General features: G+C 52.1%; 15 protein-coding genes. 7 read left to right on the plus strand and 8 right to left on the minus strand.

Annotation, left to right across the window (positions count from 1 at the left end):
* Positions 1-10: 10 nt before the first annotated feature.
* From ACO0K9_RS16870 to ACO0K9_RS16890, 5 genes are all read left to right on the plus strand, one after another.
* Complete coding sequence (locus ACO0K9_RS16870) at positions 11-568, plus strand: peptidylprolyl isomerase (RefSeq protein ID WP_422987000.1); 558 nt, start codon at positions 11-13, stop codon at positions 566-568.
* Positions 569-658: 90 nt separating this feature from the next.
* Positions 659-1,003: a ComEA family DNA-binding protein gene (locus ACO0K9_RS16875; protein ID WP_422986966.1), complete on the plus strand. Its 345-nt coding sequence runs from the start codon at positions 659-661 to the stop codon at positions 1,001-1,003.
* Positions 1,004-1,115: 112 nt separating this feature from the next.
* Positions 1,116-2,363, plus strand: coding sequence for a porin (locus ACO0K9_RS16880; RefSeq protein WP_422986968.1), 1,248 nt, complete (start codon positions 1,116-1,118; stop codon positions 2,361-2,363).
* A gap of 9 nt (positions 2,364-2,372) precedes the next feature.
* On the plus strand, positions 2,373-2,807 hold the full coding sequence (locus tag ACO0K9_RS16885) for a hypothetical protein (protein WP_422986970.1): 435 nt from the start codon (positions 2,373-2,375) through the stop codon (positions 2,805-2,807).
* 7 nt (positions 2,808-2,814) lie between these two features.
* A complete protein-coding gene (locus tag ACO0K9_RS16890; protein WP_422986972.1) occupies positions 2,815-4,458 on the plus strand; it encodes a diguanylate cyclase domain-containing protein in 1,644 nt (547 codons plus the stop codon).
* Between the two features lie 171 nt (positions 4,459-4,629).
* On the opposite strand, the gene ACO0K9_RS16895 is transcribed toward ACO0K9_RS16890, so the two are convergent.
* Positions 4,630-5,673, minus strand: a complete 1,044-nt coding sequence (locus ACO0K9_RS16895) for a questin oxidase family protein (protein ID WP_422986974.1) — start codon at positions 5,671-5,673, stop codon at positions 4,630-4,632.
* An 84-nt stretch (positions 5,674-5,757) separates the two neighbouring features.
* On the opposite strand from ACO0K9_RS16895, the gene soxR reads away from it, so the two are divergent.
* Positions 5,758-6,237, plus strand: coding sequence for a redox-sensitive transcriptional activator SoxR (soxR, locus tag ACO0K9_RS16900; protein ID WP_422986976.1), 480 nt, complete (start codon positions 5,758-5,760; stop codon positions 6,235-6,237).
* A 10-nt stretch (positions 6,238-6,247) separates the two neighbouring features.
* Here soxR and rmuC read toward each other — a convergent pair whose 3' ends face one another.
* From rmuC to ACO0K9_RS16930, 6 genes are all read right to left on the minus strand, one after another.
* A complete protein-coding gene (gene rmuC / locus ACO0K9_RS16905; protein WP_422986978.1) occupies positions 6,248-7,720 on the minus strand; it encodes a DNA recombination protein RmuC in 1,473 nt (490 codons plus the stop codon).
* 42 nt (positions 7,721-7,762) lie between these two features.
* Positions 7,763-8,176 (minus strand): group II truncated hemoglobin, encoded by a 414-nt coding sequence (locus ACO0K9_RS16910; RefSeq protein ID WP_422986980.1) that lies wholly within the window; start codon positions 8,174-8,176, stop codon positions 7,763-7,765.
* 16 nt (positions 8,177-8,192) lie between these two features.
* Entirely contained in the window at positions 8,193-8,831 is a 639-nt protein-coding gene (gene yfcF, locus ACO0K9_RS16915; protein WP_422986982.1) for a glutathione transferase, read from the minus strand.
* A gap of 117 nt (positions 8,832-8,948) precedes the next feature.
* Positions 8,949-11,456 (minus strand): ABC transporter permease, encoded by a 2,508-nt coding sequence (locus tag ACO0K9_RS16920; protein WP_422986984.1) that lies wholly within the window; start codon positions 11,454-11,456, stop codon positions 8,949-8,951.
* 219 nt (positions 11,457-11,675) lie between these two features.
* Positions 11,676-12,917 (minus strand): cystathionine gamma-synthase family protein, encoded by a 1,242-nt coding sequence (locus tag ACO0K9_RS16925; protein WP_422986986.1) that lies wholly within the window; start codon positions 12,915-12,917, stop codon positions 11,676-11,678.
* Positions 12,918-13,021: 104 nt separating this feature from the next.
* Positions 13,022-13,915, minus strand: coding sequence for an alpha/beta fold hydrolase (locus tag ACO0K9_RS16930; RefSeq protein WP_422986988.1), 894 nt, complete (start codon positions 13,913-13,915; stop codon positions 13,022-13,024).
* 143 nt (positions 13,916-14,058) lie between these two features.
* Between ACO0K9_RS16930 and ACO0K9_RS16935 the strand changes: the two genes are divergently transcribed.
* Positions 14,059-15,750: an acyl-CoA synthetase gene (locus ACO0K9_RS16935; protein WP_422986990.1), complete on the plus strand. Its 1,692-nt coding sequence runs from the start codon at positions 14,059-14,061 to the stop codon at positions 15,748-15,750.
* A 19-nt stretch (positions 15,751-15,769) separates the two neighbouring features.
* Here ACO0K9_RS16935 and ACO0K9_RS16940 read toward each other — a convergent pair whose 3' ends face one another.
* Complete coding sequence (locus ACO0K9_RS16940; protein ID WP_422986992.1) at positions 15,770-16,393, minus strand: flagella assembly protein FlgT middle domain-containing protein; 624 nt, start codon at positions 16,391-16,393, stop codon at positions 15,770-15,772.
* Between the last annotated feature and the right edge of the window lie 153 nt (positions 16,394-16,546).

A 16,546-nucleotide genomic window follows, 5' to 3' on the forward strand; every position in this document is an offset into this window, starting at 1 on the left:
CGCGTTCACCGTGTCCCTCACTTCGGCGGATGGGTCTTCCCTGTATAACAGTTCGCTGACAGTACCGCTGGCACTCCAGCCACAAGTCACCATGGTGACCAGCCAGGGTACGATGGTGATTGAACTGAATCCGGCCAAAGCCCCTATTACTGTCGATAACTTCCTCCAGTATGTGGAAAACGGTTTTTACGTGAACAAGATTTTCCACCGTGTCATCAGCAATTTCGTGATTCAGGGTGGTGGCTTTACAACGGATCTGCAACAGCCAACCACCCTGGCTGCCATCAAACTGGAAACACCGAATGGCCTCAGCAATTTGCGCGGCACGATCGCCATGGCGCGCACCAACGTGGCTGATTCTGCAACATCGCAATTCTTTATCAACGTGGTGGACAACACCAGCCTTGACGGCCTGGTTGCAGGTAATGGATATGCTGTATTTGGCAAAGTTGTCACTGGTCTGGATGTCATGGACAAGATCAAAGCAGTTCCAACCACCACAGCAGGCGGCATGAGTGATGTACCAGTCACACCGGTATTAATTAATTCGATGCTACAAACACAATAACATGCTATGCTGCATGTGCAGCTCTCATCAATGTTGTGTTAAAACAGGAGCCGTTTGTGCTCCTGTTTTACTTTTACAGTCGGGGTAAAAATGAAAAAACAGTGGCAATCAATATTGTTGGCAACAACACTGGTATTTTTGACACAATCCGGGGCATATGCCAAGGATGATGCCAAAAAAGCGTCCGCGTCCGCCTCAGCCTCATCCAGCGCTTCGGCATCCGCCAAAGTGGAGCTGATGGATCTGAATAGCGCCAGCAAGAAAGAACTGTCCAGCCTGCCCAAAATTGGCGACGTGCGTTCCGACGCCATCATCAAGGGCCGTCCTTATAAAGGCAAGGATGAGCTGCTATCGAAAAAAATAATCCCTGAAGACGTGTATAACGGCATCAAGGACCTGGTCATTGCCAAACAAAAAACCACAGGAAAGAAATAATGACATTTCCCCTCCCAGCACCTGTCAACATACTGGTAAGCTAGTCACAGGTGCTGGGCTATGGCCCGGCTTGTTTTGATTGTGTAGTACTTTGCAATGACAGTGAGGTTCTATGTCAAGCAGGTTTTCACGCATCAGTCTGCTCGCCTGTTTTCTGGCACATGTAGCTTATGTGCATGCAGCAGAAGAAGACAAATCTTATTCCGTCAGCGGCTTTGGCACCCTTGGTGTTGTGCACAGCAATACCAGAGATGTGGATATCGTCCGCGATCTGACCCAGCCTTATGGTGTTGGTTATAGCCGGCAGACGGACTTCGGTGTTGATTCCAATTTGGGCCTGCAAATCAATTACCGACCCAGTGAAAATTTTGATACAGCGCTTCAAGTCGTCGCCCGCCGTTCTGCGGAGGTCCATCAACCACAACTGACCTGGGCATATGCGCGTTACTTGCCCAATGATACTGTCCAGTTACGTGCAGGACGGCTGGGTTTTGATGTCTACCTGCTGGCAGACTCGCGCAATGTCGCCTATTCCTATCAATGGGTGCGCCCACCTGTCGATTTTTTTGGCAACGTGGTCATTACCTATTTCGATGGTGCTGACGTGGTCGTGTCCCGACCGCTGGGTGAAGGAATAGTGCGTGCCAAGTTTTTTGCCGGTGTCGCCCGGGAAAGGACAACTACCGATAGTCAGTATAATTACCTGTCCCTGAACGGTTCACCCTTGACTGGTGCGCATATTGAATACCAGTCACAAAACTGGATTTACCGTGTCGGTTATTCGGAACTGAAATTCAAGCACGAATTCCCGCCTTTACAGGGTCTGCTGGATGGCTTTCGCTCACCCGCATTAAACGCCGTGTTTCCCTATGCCGCTGGCCTGGGCAATGCCTTGTCCATGGAAAATAAAAGATTTAAATATCTGTCTGCCGGCGCGGCCTATGACAATGGCCCTTTGCAGGTACAACTGATGGTAAACCGCCTGAGCTCCGAGTCTTTGTTATTTCCGGCGAGCCGCTCTGCCTACCTGACAATGGGCTATAGAATTGATAACTGGACGCCGTATGCAACCTACTCAATCAACAAAACCGAGGATCAAAAAATACCGGCCAGCCTGCCTACCGGCATCAGCCCTGGCATTGACATGTTGGTTGCGGGTTTTAATCAGTCCATCAGCAGCCAGTTCAATCACCAGACGACATTATCCATTGGTGTACGCTACGACCTGACGGAAAAATCCAACCTGAAACTGCAAGTTGATCAGATTCACGCGGATCAATTTGTGTTGGTACGCAACGCCCAGCCGGGATGGAATGGCAAAGCCAGACTGTTCAGCCTCGCCTTCAATTTCATCTTTTAGAGGCGAGCGATGAAAATACTCCACTACCTGACTGTCTGCCTAGTGCTGGCGACCTGGCATGGGAAATCCTTTGCCGACCTGGTCGTGATTGCCAATCCACAAAGCGGGATAGAGAAATTGAGCAAGGATGAAGTCATCAATCTGTACATGGGCAGAAATCGTAAACTGGCATCCGGCATCAATGCCATGCCGGTAGATTTAACGACACCAAATGCAGAAAAAGCCAGGTTTTATTCCCTGCTGGTCAACAAGAATTTACCTGAAATTAATTCTTACTGGGCCAGGCTGATGTTTTCCGGACAAGGCACGCCACCACACCAGGCAGATACAGCAGATGAAGTCATGGATATAGTCAGCGGCAACAAGGGAGCCATAGGCTACATAGAAAGAAAAAAACTCGATAAACGGGTGAAGTTGATTTATGACCCCAACGTAAATAATTGATACCTGCATGTTAAGACTGCTACGCACCAGCATCGTCTATCGTAGCGCATTCATTGTGCTGGGCATTGCGCTGCTCGTGGGCAGCTTCTTTGCCTTGTTCAGCTATCAGTTTTCGGCGCAATCAGAACAGAAACAAGCCAACCAGCGTATGCATGCATCGCTCAGTACGGTAGAAAGCACGGCCAGCATTGCCTGTTTTTTACTGGACCAAAACCTTGCTTCAGAACTGGCGCGTGGTTTACTTAAAAACGGCGATATCAGCCGTGTATTGATTTTTTCCGGCGATAAAATCCTGGCAGAGGCATCCAAACAGCCGGTACAAAACCAGACCACCCCGGTTGTCACGATGCCGCCAGAATCCAAGGCACCCGGTCAACTGGAACAGGAAATATTCTCCCCCTTCAATGCCAAGGAAAAAGTATGCAATATCCGACTTGATCCGAATATTGAATTCATTCGCGAGCAAAGCGCATCGAAGGCACGTTTCATCGTCTACCTGTTGCTGATGCAAGCCCTGGTCATGGCATCGGCAGTGGTGTATGTGGTACTGACTATGATCACCCGCCCCATCAAAAACATTTCTGACCGACTGCACACACTGTCGCCCGAAGCCGGCGACAAACTGGGTCTGCCAGACGGCAATGAAAAAGACGAAATCGGACAACTGGTACGTGACGTCAATACCCTGGTGGCCAACCTGCTGACGACGCTGGATGAAGAAAGGTCTTTGCGCATACGGCATGCCATAGGGGAAAAAAAGTTCCAGACGATTTTTGAAAATGCAGAAACCGGCATTTTCCAGTTGAATTTTTCTGCTGAATTATTGTCGTATAACCCGGCCTTTCTGCGCATGTTCAACCTCACTGATGCGCATCAGCGCGGCAATATTTCGAATGTGCTGACCTTGATGCTGGAGGGGCAGGAATTACGTCTGCACCTGATGATTGATGCCGCCATCAATGAAAGCAAAGTCATGTCAGATGACTTCTATATACAGGTTGGTGGCAGCTCACAAAAAAAATGGATCAATCTGGTCATCAGCCCTGCCGAGGATGGGGTGTTACAAGGTTTGGCGAACGATATTACCGAACGCAAGCTGAAAGAAGAAAACGCCAATCAGTTAGCCGTCACCGACCACCTGACAGGTTTGAATAATCGACTGGGGTTTGAAAAAGAAATTGCCCGCCTGTCCAATGAACATGAAAATGGCTATGCCCAAGGTTTCTTTTTGCTCATGATCGATCTGGATAAATTCAAGCAGGTGAATGACACCTATGGCCATACCATAGGTGATCAGGTACTGTGCCATTTCGCCCACATCGCCACCAGCACTGTCAGAAAATCTGACTTTATCGCCCGGCTTGGAGGCGATGAATTCGTCATCCTGCTGCAGAATTTAACGCATCAGAGCAAGGCCGAAGAAATTGCGAAAAAAATCATTAGCCAGGCCAGCCAGGACATCGTGATTACCGATGGCGTTTCGGTAAAAATAGGTGCCAGCATAGGCATCAGCTATACCGACCCGCAGGCCTTTGATCCGAATGAGTTACTGCGCCGTGCCGATAGCGCCATGTATGACGTCAAGCGCAGTGGCCGCAATGCCTATCGTGTGGTGAACCTGGAGGGGGTCGATACCACGCAGCTTAGTTAGAACCTGTTTACGATCTTAATTGCGTGCGCAATCGGAGTCCACGCGGGCCTCATGCGCTGCTCAAAATGCTCATGGTCTAGAGTACATTCCGCTTTTTGCGTTGCGCTTTTGTTACCCTGACCCCGCTGACGCTTGCTACAGACCGTAAACAGGTTCTTAGAACTCATTTCATCAATAGGGATGCGTTCTGATATCCAACATACGCATCGCAGTTGCCTGGTACAAGGGATTTGCATGCAAGCCATATTCACGGGAACAGGTATAGGTAAATTTGATGGCGTGGTCATCGTTATTCAAAATCGCCTGCCTGAACAAACTATCCCAGGACTGCGCCTGGAAATTGGCTTGCTTAAGGCTATGCAAACATTCCTGCTCTGGACGCAACGCCGGCGCACCTACCGAGGCATAGGCTACGCACAGGGCCAGCCATGTATCACTGTATAAAGCCTGCCGGCGCAAGGGATGCAGGTAGGGAATCAACTGCCTGATCGCATGCACGCCTGTCACCATATGTAAAATCGTGAAATCGCCGGTTTGCCAGTAAGCAGCGATCGCCCAGCCGGCCAGTTCATCCAGCAGTTGTGCCGTCACAGGCGTGGCAGGCAAGCTCCGGACAAAGCGGCTGTCTTTGGTGACGGCTGCCATTCTCTCGGCAATCATGCGTCCTTCAAATTTCTTGCCGCCCATATGATCGGCAATCTGTTTGAAACCGTCTGCGACTGAAGCCGCAGGCAGGCGATCATGCATAGCGATATCAATAGAAAAATTGGCGACCACCAGTGCCGCCAGCCCGGCAGCAATTTCTGCATCATGGCCGGACTGCAAGCCATATGACAGACGTATCAGCGCATGAAACGCCGTAGTCGCCGGTGCCACCGGAATAGCTGCCAACACTTCGCGTACTACCTCACTACTGCCCCGCTCTGCAATCCTGTGCAGGAAACAGGTTTGCAAGCCACTGAACATGGGCCGCTGACCCAGGCAGGATGCAAAATCAGCATAGCCAATCTGTTGCGGCGTGGTTTCTGCTGGTAGTGAATAATGGTCGCGCCAATAGTCAAAAAATTCTTCCAGACGTTCTGCACTGGCACCCATGGCAGCCAATGCCGTCAGGGCCATGGGGCAATGATTGGCGGTTCCCCGTCCCACCAGAGCAAACTGCCTGTTTTCATCAAGGAGATGGCGCAGCACCGGATAAGTCGCTAAAGTTTTCATACATAGTCACCATGAAATGATTGTGTAAAAACAGTATGCAAGTTAAAGTGAACTTTAAGTCAAGCAGTTTCTTCAGGAGGAAAAATGGCTGACAAGGCACATACCCATTTGATCAGCATAGGTGAATTGGCAATACGCTCGGGCATGGCCGCCAGTGCTTTGCGTTTTTACGAATCGCGCGGCCTGATCAGCAGTGTACGCAGCGGCAATCAGCGCCGTCAGTTTGCCAGAGAAGTATTGCGTCGCGTCGCCTTCATCAAGGCTGCACAAACAGCCGGACTGACACTGGAAGAAATAGAGAACACTCTCGCCAGCCTGCCGGATCAAAGAACACCGACCAAGCAGGATTGGGAAAAACTGTCACGCTCATGGCAAGGCTTGATACAAAACCGCATAAATGCATTGACCGCCCTGCGTGATCAATTGACATCCTGCATAGGCTGCGGCTGCCTGTCACTGAAATCCTGCGCCTTGTACAACCCGGAAGACATCGCCAAAACCAGAGGTAATGGTGCCCGTTACCTGTTGGGGGACAAACCGGGCAAGTTGCAGGATCAAGATTAAGTTTCAGTCTTTACAGCTCGGCATCTGCATCTGCAGCATCAATGCTGGTACCCAGCAGGCTTTGCGCGGCATCGGTTGGCAAGGCTTCCACGCTCTTCAGTTTGCGTGTCATCTGGCGGGTTCTGACTTCTGCCTGATCGATATTCTTGGCGGCTTTTTCGAGTGCCATCTTGGTCGCCGTCAACACATCGGCAAACTTGCCGAATTCCGTTTTTACTGCCCCCAACACTTGCCAGACTTCAGACGAACGCTGTTCCAGCACCAGGCTGCGGAAACCCATTTGCAGGCTGTTCAGCAATGCCGACAAGGTTGAAGGCCCGGAAATCGATACGCGAAAGGTGCGCTGCAAATCATCTGCCAGCCCCGGGCGGCGCATGACTTCTGCATACAAGCCTTCTGTAGGCAAGAACAGGATGGCAAAGTCTGTCGTCAAAGGCGGCGACAGATATTTTTCAGCAATGGTCTTGGCTTCACTGCGTATGGCACGTTCCAGTTCCTTGCCCGACTGCGCGACGCCTTCTGCATCTGCACGTTCGGCAGCATCCAACAAGCGTTCATACTGTTCTTTGGGGAACTTGGCATCAATCGGCAACCATACCGGTGCCTTGTTATCTTCCTTGCCGGGCAGCTTGATGGCAAATTCCACCCTCTCGCCTGTTCCTGGCACGGTCTCTACATTTTTTGCATACTGATCCGGTGTCAGCATCTGCTCCAGCACCATTTCCAGTTGTACTTCACCCCAGGTACCACGGGTTTTGACATTCGTCAGCACCCGTTTGAGGTCGCCGACACCAATGGCCAGTTGCTGCATTTCACCCAGGCCCTGATGTACCTTGTCCAAGCGATCAGACACCAGTTTGAATGATTCACCCAGCCGCTGTTCCAGTGTGGCATGCAGTTTTTCATCCACGGTCTTGCGCATCTCTTCCAGTTTGCCGGCATTGTCTGCCTGCAGTTGCTGTATCTTTTGTTCCAGCGTGGTACGAATCTCATTCAGGCGTTGCGCATTGGATTCAGTCAGGTTCAACAAAGTCTGGTTCAGGCTGTCACCAAAACGTTTCAGGCTTTGCGCCTGCTCTTCGCGGCCAACCTGCCCCTGCAAGGTAAAGGCATGCCGTATTTGTTCCAGTTGCAATGCATTGGTCTCATTGAGCTTCACCAGTTGCTGGGAAAAAGCATCGATCTGGTTGTTCTGCAAGGTGGCAACACTGGTCAATTGCGCGGCCAAACCCTGCTGCAACTGCGTGAAGTTGCTACCCAGTTCCTGACGACTGGTCTGTGCAGTCAGTTGCATCTGCTCGCGCAAGGACCGCTCGCTGCGTTCTTGCGTCAATTGCGCCTGTTGCTGCGTTTGCTGCAACTGGTCGAGGATGGTTTTCAGGCCAGCGGCATCGTTGCCAGCTTTGCTGCGCATCAACACCAGGATAACCAGCACGATCAACACCAGCAGTACGAGGAGATTAACTGTTTCAAACATGCTCATAAAAATTTTCCGGCAAGGGAAAAGTTAGTAAAGGTGACATGGTTAGCCCGGATGATTTCGCATCCAGTCTGCGGTCTGGTAAAACGACTGCATCAGATGCAGTTTCAAGTCTTCTGTCACACCCTGCTCTTCCATGGCCCAGGCCATGCAACGCAACCACTGATCACGCTCACTGCTAGCAATTGCATACGGCAAATGACGGGCGCGCAGGCGCGGGTGCCCAAACTGCTCGATATACAGATTAGGGCCGCCCATCCATCCCGACAAGAACCAATACAGCTTGTCGCGTGAACCATCCATGGACAGGGGATGCAAAGCCCGTATGCCAGCAAATTCGGCTTCCAGTTCCATCAGGTCATAAAAGCAATCAACCAGTGCCCGCAGTTTATCTGCCCCACCGATCAATTCATATAAATTGACCTGTGCTTCTTCATTATTGTCAGTATCGGTACTCATCCAGACTTCCTGCCGCTCATGCCTGCAAGGCGGGTCTTTGCTGCTGCATCCACAATTGCACGGCTGGTCTTTGCCATTGCTGATGCGCAAAATTGGCCAGTTTTGCCGGCACATAATCACCATGCATGGCCAGCCTGTTGATCATCAACGCCAGATCAAGATCGGCAATACACCATGTGCCAAACAGATTGTCTGCCCCCTCTTTCAACAGCGATTCTCCGACCAGAAATAACTGCTGTGCCGCTGCTTTGGCGGCATCTGACAAGGGTGCCAGACGCTGACCATAAAAGATGACCTGGGTATTGCGTTCAACCCGTATCGGCATCAGGGCACTGCGCAACCAGGCCTGTAGCTGTCTCGCTCTTGCCCGGTCCTTGATATCCTTCGGATACACCGTAATGCCTGGAAAAACATCATCCAGATATTCGGTGATGGCTGATGACTCCGACAAGGCAAAGTCATTGTGTACCAGGGTAGGCACACGCTGTGTCAGCGATTTCGCCGCATAGTCACTGGTATGCTGTGCATTGGTGTCCAGGTCTACGGTGTGCACAGCAAATTCCAGTCCTTTTTCATGCAGGGTAACAAAAACCGACATGGCATAGGGGCTGGTAAATTGTGCATCCACGTACAGCTGCAAGCTTTGTTTTTCCATTGCAAATCCTAAAGTCTTATTTTACTCACGCCATCAGGCAAGCAATGCACGCCCGGTGCGCAAGGGGAAAAGGCATCAAGTGCCCCATCCTTCAGGGAAGGACCTGGCCGGTACCAATCAGGCCTCACGCAGGCTAAGCAAAGGTGGCTGATTCAACACATTGCGCAAACCCAGCCAGCCGCCTATCGTGGCGCAAGCTGCACCTATCAGCAAACCTGCCAGCCAGACCACGGGCGAGAAAGCCCATTCAAAATTGAAACTGAAATGTGCCAGTGCCCATCCTATGGCAGAAGCACCCGACGCTGCCAGCACACCGGACAAGCCACCTATCAGCAGGAACTCTATCCACTGCGCCTGCGACAACTGCTTGCGGGTCGCCCCCAGCGCGCGCAGCAAGGCGGCTTCACGCGTGCGCACATCCTGCGAGCCAGCCAGTGCTGCGTACAACACCAGTACGCCCGATGCCAGTGTGAACAGGAACAGGAATTCGACCGCCATAATCACCTGGTCCAGCACATCCTGCAATTGTTTGATCATGCCCCCCACGTCCACCACAGTCAGGTTGGGAAAATCCAGCATGAGGCGGTTGACAAAAGTCTTGTTGGCGTCTGGCAAACGGAAAGCCGTGATCCAGGTCTGCGGCATATCTGCCATTGCCTTGGGATTGATGATGACGAAGAAATTCACCCGCATGGAACCCCAGTCCAGTTTACGCAGACTGGTAACCGCCGCGCTGACTTTTTGTCCGGCAACGTCAAACACCAGCTTGTCACCCAATTTCAACTTCAGGGTTTTGGCGATCCCCTCTTCCACCGAGGCTTCTGCCTGGGCTGTATTTGCATCATTCTTGTCGTCAAACCAGGTACCAGCCGTAATCTTGTTCAGGGCGGGCAATTCATTCATGGTGGAGAGATTGAATTCGCGTTCCACCATGCGTTTGGCCTGATCTTCGACATAACTGTTGCCGTCGATAGCACGCTGGTTCACCTGTATCAGGCGGCCACGTATCATCGGATACATGAGCGGCTTGCCAAAGTTTTGCAGCCTGGTGTTGATCTCATTTCGCTGATCAGGCTGGATATTAATGACGAACTGGTTAGGCGCGTCAGCCGGCGTGGCTTTTTTCCATGCGGTGATCAGATCAGCCCGCACCACGGTCAGCAATAACAGCGCCATCAAACCCAGTGCCAGCGACACCACCTGTATGATGCTGGCGCCAGGTCGTCTTTGCAGGGCCGTAATGGCAAAGCGCCAGGCAGAATGATTGAACAGCGGACGCAAGCGCTTCAGCGAAGACATACCCAGCCAGGCGACCAGGGCAAAGACCAGCAAGCCGATCAAAAACCCGGCGGCTGTCATCAGCCCCAGCTTGACATCTGCGGTCTGCCACAACAACAAACCGATGAACATGCTTAAACCCAGCACATAGCTGATCAGGGTCATGGCCTTGGGCGCATCCTGCTCGCGCCGTATGACACGGTTATGCGGCACATTGCGCAATTGCAGTATGGGTGGCAAGGCAAAGCCTATCAATAACAGCAAGCCGGTGGCGATGCCTTGCAAAGCAGGCAAGAAGTTAGCTGCTGGCAAATCCTTGGCCACCAGTTTACCCAGCCATTCCAGCAATACATAGTGACCGGCAAAGCCCAGCGCCACGCCCGCAGCACTACCCAACAGGCCCAGCATGAAAAACTCTATCAGGTACATACTGGTTACCTGGTTTTGTGTCAGCCCCAGGCAACGCAGCATGGCACAGGCATCCAGATGCCGCAGCATGAAACGCCGCGCCGCCATGGCAATCGCCACCGCAGCCAGCATGGCTGACAACAGACTCACCAGCGACAGGAACTGATCTGCCCTGTCCAGCGTGGCGCGCATTTCTGGTCGCCCTGATTCCAGCGACTCCAGGCGCACGCCTTTCAGTTTCCCGGTTTCTATGCGACTTTGCAATTCTTTCTGGTAACTGGCAATGGCCTTGGGCTCGCCCGCGATCAACAAACGATACGTGACGCGTGAGCCATTCTGTATCAGGTTGCTGGCTGGGATATCTTTCAGCGATATCATGGCGCGCGGAGCAAAATTCATGAAGCCGGCACCGCGATCAGGTTCCGATGTAATGGTCTGGGTAACGGTCAACTGCAATTCACCCAGTTTGATTTTTTCGCCTAGCTTGAGATTCAATGCCGACAATAGCGCCGGATCCACCCACACCGTGCCAGCTTGCGGGACATCGCTGGTCGCGACTTCTGCCTCGCCCTTGTTCAGTTTTAAATTGCCACGCAAGGGGTAATCGTTGCTGACAGCTTTCAGGGATACCAGTTTGGATATCGCGTCATCGCCCTTGCCTGCCAGCGCCATGCTGGGAAAAGCCAGGGTTTCTGCAATTTTGAAGCCACGTTTTTCGGCCTCCATGCGCCATTCCGGATTGATGGGTTGATCTGCCCCCACCAGCAAATCCGCACCCAGCAATTGATGCGCATCACGGTTCAGCCCGCTGCGCATGCGGTCGGTAAAGAAACCGACCGATGCCAGAGAACCGACAGCAACCATCAGCGCTATCAACAAAAAGCGCAATTCACCGGCACGCCAGTCGCGCATCGTCATACTGAGAGAAAGTCGGAACATATTTACCTTATTGTATTACCTAGTATTACCTTGCCTCACCCTCAAAACCGCGGTCTTGCGCAGTCTTGCGCAGTCCTATAAGCCCCCGGCAGGCTGATTCAATTTCCAGATAGCCCTGTCATCAGGCCACGAGCAAGGGTTTAAGTTCAGAAGTGGTGATGCGGGATCAAAACACAAGGCTCTGCCGACGATACTGCCAATGATATTGACAATCAAGCATCAAGCAACCAGCGCCTGTGCAAAATCAGTCAGCAAGTCCTGGGTATCTTCGATACCAACAGAAACCCGGATCAGTGAATCGGCGATTCCCATGCCAGCACGACGTTCTGCGCCCATTTCAAAGAAAATGGTATGGGCAACCGGAATCACCAAAGTGCGGGTATCCCCCAGATGGGTGGCATTGATGGCCAGCTTCAGGCGGTTCAGGTAATCAAAACAATCAATCTCGGGCTTTAGTTCAAAACTGAACAAGGCTCCATAGGCGCGAAATAATTCTGTCGCTAATTGATGTTGGGGATGAGAAGGCAAGCCGGGGTAATGTACCGCGGCAACCCGGGGATCAGCCTCCAGCATGCTGGCAAGGGCTAGTGCATTCGCACATTCTCTTTCCATGCGCAAGGCGATGGTTTCTGCGCCCACGGCAATCTGATGTGCCGCATCTGGCGACAGCGAAGCGCCAAAGTCGCGCAAAGCCTTGGTCCTGACCTGCGACATACCCTGCATCTGCGCTGCCTGCTTGCGGAAATTGGTGGCGATATTCGGATAGACAGACCAGTCAAACAAACCCGTATCCGTCAGTGCCCCGCCCAACACATTGCCATGTCCGGCAATCGATTTTGTCAGGGAATTGACAACCAGACCCGCACCCACGGATTTAGGCTGGAACAGGTAAGGCGACGTCATGGTGTTATCGACCACAAACAAGATACCTTTTTCACGACACAAATCACCAATCCGCTTCAGGTCAGCAATCTGGGTACGCGGATTGGCAATGGTTTCGACAAACACCATGCGGGTTGCCGGTGTCAGCGCGGCCGCGATGCGATCAACACTGGTGGCATCCACCATGGCCACATCGATACCCTGTGCACTGATGGTTTGCCACAGACTATTGGTATTGCCAAATAAAAAAGAAGAAGAAACCAGGTGGTCACCTTGGCGCAACAAGGCCTGAAACACTGCACCTATTGCCGCCATGCCGGTGGCAAACACGATACTGGCGTAACCGTCTTCCATCCGAGTGATTTTCTCTTCCAGCGCAGACACCGTAGGGTTGCCCTGGCGGCCATAACGATAGCCGGATTGCTTGTTCTGGAATACTGCGGCAAGATCACGCGCATCCTTGTAACCGTACATGACAGAACTATGGATGGGTTTATGGATAGAGCCGTGCTCTATTTCTTTTTGACGATCACTGTGCAGGATAGTCGTAGTAAAGCCGTAGGTCGGTAATTCGCTCATGATGCTGGACTGAAAGTAGGAAAGTAAATCGAGTCCCCAGAGTGTAACCCATAAGCCCGGCTTGCACTCCCCAGCCCTTCAATCCGCCATCGAAATTTGTCCTGTCAGGCCAAAAATGCCTCTATCAGTTCTGCCAGCTTTTCCGGTTGATCATGATGCAGCATATGTCCGGCATCCAGTATCATTTCTTTTTGCAACTGTGGAATATGTGCAAGGCGGCGGTCGATTTCTATGCGCGCCTCTTCTTTCGGCCCCATCCAGTGCCAGACATTGGTGTCATCCGCCTCTATCCACAATACCGGTGCAGTAATCTTTTGCCAGCATGCCATCACTTCCTCTACCCGGTACAGTAAGGGGCTGGTTTGTTTGTGTGCCGGGTCACCCAATATTTCCCAGCACCCGGTACTGCTTTCCTTTGCCCAGTGACCAGACAGGAAGGCCGCCCTTTCATCTGACAGGCGGGGATTGGTTTTCTGCAGACGGGCCGCCACGTCTGCCTGGGATGCATAGGTGCGCAACTGTGGTTGATCCTGCAACTCATCCAGCCATTTCCGGTAACGACCAGGCGCTTGCTTGGGATGCGTGACCGGCATGCCAAAGCCTTCCAGATTAATCAATTTGCTGACTCTTTCCGGCCTGACGCCAGCATACAGGCCAGCCACATTGCCGCCCATGCTATGCCCCAGCAAATTGACCGGTTCTGTCGGTGAAAAATGCCGTAACAAGGCATCCAGGTCCCCCATGTAATCAGGGAACCAGTAGGTATCGGCCTTGGGTGATTCTGTCAGGCCAAAACCACGCCAGTCAGGGGCAATCACATGCCATTCCTGCTTCAGGCATTCGACTACAAACTGGAAGGAGGCAGATACATCCATCCAGCCATGCAACATCACGATTTTAGGTGTTGATTCTGATTCCGGCCCCCAGTGACGCACATGGTATTGCAAACCACGAATTTCAACGTAGGAGGAGCGTGACTCGGAAGTGAAAGGCTTCATAGGAATTTAAATTTTTCATCAAGAATGACGGACAAGACCAGCCCACAAGCCGCAATATCAAGTAGCATTGTATTCATGCAATGCTTGAGCATGCGAATACAGCAACAATAGAACGACCGTTCGATTATTATAACGGAGACAGGATGAAGCAGTTGGACAAACGCAAAAACAGTAATGAAATTGATCAATATGCAAAGCTGTACCATGAATTCAGGTGGCAAGTTCCAGACTATTTCAATATCGCTGAAGCCTGCTGTCATCGCTGGGCCGGACAGCATGGGCTGATCGCCATCCTGTCAGAAGACAGCGAAGGAAATCAGCGCCGTCTCAGCTATACAGAACTGTATCAACAGGCCAGCCAGCTGTCCCATCTCTTGCGTCAGGAAGGTGTGCAGCGCGGCGATGTGCTTGCCTGCATCTTGCCGCAAAGACCAGAAACCGCAATCACCATTATGGCCTGCCTGCAGATCGGTGCCATCGTCATGCCCTTATCCTTCCTGTTCGGGCCCGAAGCACTGGAATTTCGCCTCAAGCACAGCCAGGCCATAGGCATCATTCTGGATAGCAGTGGCATCAAGGCTTTTGAAGAAATCCGCATGCAATGCCCTGACTTGAAAACCGTCATCAGCATCGATTGCCCAAACAACCAGGATTTACCTCCCAGCATAGACTGGCACACGCATATGCCAGCCATGCCCAAACGATGTGACATCGTGCGGACCCGCGCCAGTGATCCGGCCATCCTGATTTATACCAGTGGCACCACCGGTGCGCCCAAAGGGGCACTGATTCCCCACTCGGCCATCATCGGCAACCTGAGCGGTTTTGTCGCTTCGCAAAACTGGTTCCCGCAAGAAAATGATGTGTTCTGGTCACCGGCAGACTGGGCCTGGACAGGCGGACTCATGGATGCCTTGTTGCCTACCTTGTATTTTGGCAAACCCATCCTCGGTTATCAGGGACGTTTTTCCGCCGACACCGCCTACTATCTGCTGGAAAAATACCAGGTCACGAATACCTTCCTGTTCCCCACTGCCCTGAAAATGATGATGAAGGCAGATCCGGCACCAAGGAAAAAATACCGGCTTGCACTGCGCGCCATCATGAGTGCCGGTGAAGCTGTCGGCGATGCCGTCTTCAACTGGTGTGAGCGGGCCCTGGAAGTGACACCGAATGAAATGTTTGGCCAGACTGAGATGAACTACATCGTCGGCAATAGTCATCAACTATGGCCAGCCCGCCCCGGCAGCATGGGACGCCCCTACCCCGGTCACCGGGTTGCCGTCATTGATGATGATGGCAAGGAAACCGCCACCGGCGTAGCGGGTGAAGTAGCCATGCACCGCTATGATTTATACGGTCATCCTGATCCGGTATTCTTCCTGGGGTATTGGAAAAATGATGAGGCCACGCGGAGTAAATTTACCGGTGACTGGTGTCGAACCGGTGACCTTGCCCTGCGTGACGCCGATGGTTACCTGTGGTATCAGGGTCGCGCCGATGACATGTTCAAGGCTGCCGGTTACCGCATAGGTCCGTCTGAAATAGAAAATTGCCTGGTCAAGCACGCTGCCGTTGCGAATGTGGCGGTCGTCCCCAAACCCGACCAGGAAAGAGGCAATATCGTCAAGGCTTACATCGTCTTAAGCACCGGCTATGCTGGCAGCGAGGCATTGATTGCAGAATTGCAAAACCATGTGCGCGGCAAACTGGCACCGTATGAATACCCGAAAGAGATTGAATTTATCGATGCCCTGCCCATGACCACCACAGGCAAGGTCCAGCGCCGCATACTGCGTTTGCGTGAAGAGGAAAGGGCCAGACAAGCCCGGTGAATTCTGAAACGGGGTCTGGTCAGTGCTGCGCCACAATCGTGGTACTGACCAGGCTGGCTACCTGATCTGCCACTTCGCCTATCAGTTTGCCGTACAGCGTTGAGCTAAAAGCTGCACCGCCAAACACGTGCTCGCGGCCTATCGTCACGTCACCGGCCACAGTCCTGGAAAAATCCTGTCGTGCCAGCAGCTTGCCTGACTGCGCATCATAAATACGGATATCAACCTCAATCGCCCGCGTCTTTTTTTGCATCAGCCCAAACAGAATGGTATCGTTTTTTGTACCGGCATTGCGAATTTCACCAGCCACCACATAGCGGCTGGCATAGGTAGCACCCATTTGGTTCAAAAGCTTGCCACTTGGTACATCCTGCTGCCAGTCAAAGGATAAAAGATGGGGCGCAGTGCGTATTTGCCATGGCGTATTCTGTGCCAGCCGGCGTGCTACCTCTTTGGGGAAGCCCTGCGCCATATCATCCACATCCTGCACCTGTATCGGTTTGTTGACGGCAAAACCGGTCAGTACCACCGTTGTAGCGGGTGGCAAACCAGGATCTGCCATTTGTGCATGGGAGTGCGCAGTGAAGAATGCGCCGCTTAAAGCAAGCACGATACGGTTTGCCATTGAGAAGGAGGTTGCCATTTGCGCACTCAATATAGGGATATTACCACTAGTGTCCGGTTAAATTGGTAAGTAAAGCCAGCAAAGCTAATGCAGGCGCTGGTTTTGGCGGTTTTAGGGGTGTCCACGATTTGAATTTAAAATATGTCATTTGCGATAATCTCCGGTTTATTG

Source organism: Undibacterium sp. Ji50W (assembly GCF_049340445.1).
GTDB lineage: Bacteria > Pseudomonadota > Gammaproteobacteria > Burkholderiales > Burkholderiaceae_D > Undibacterium.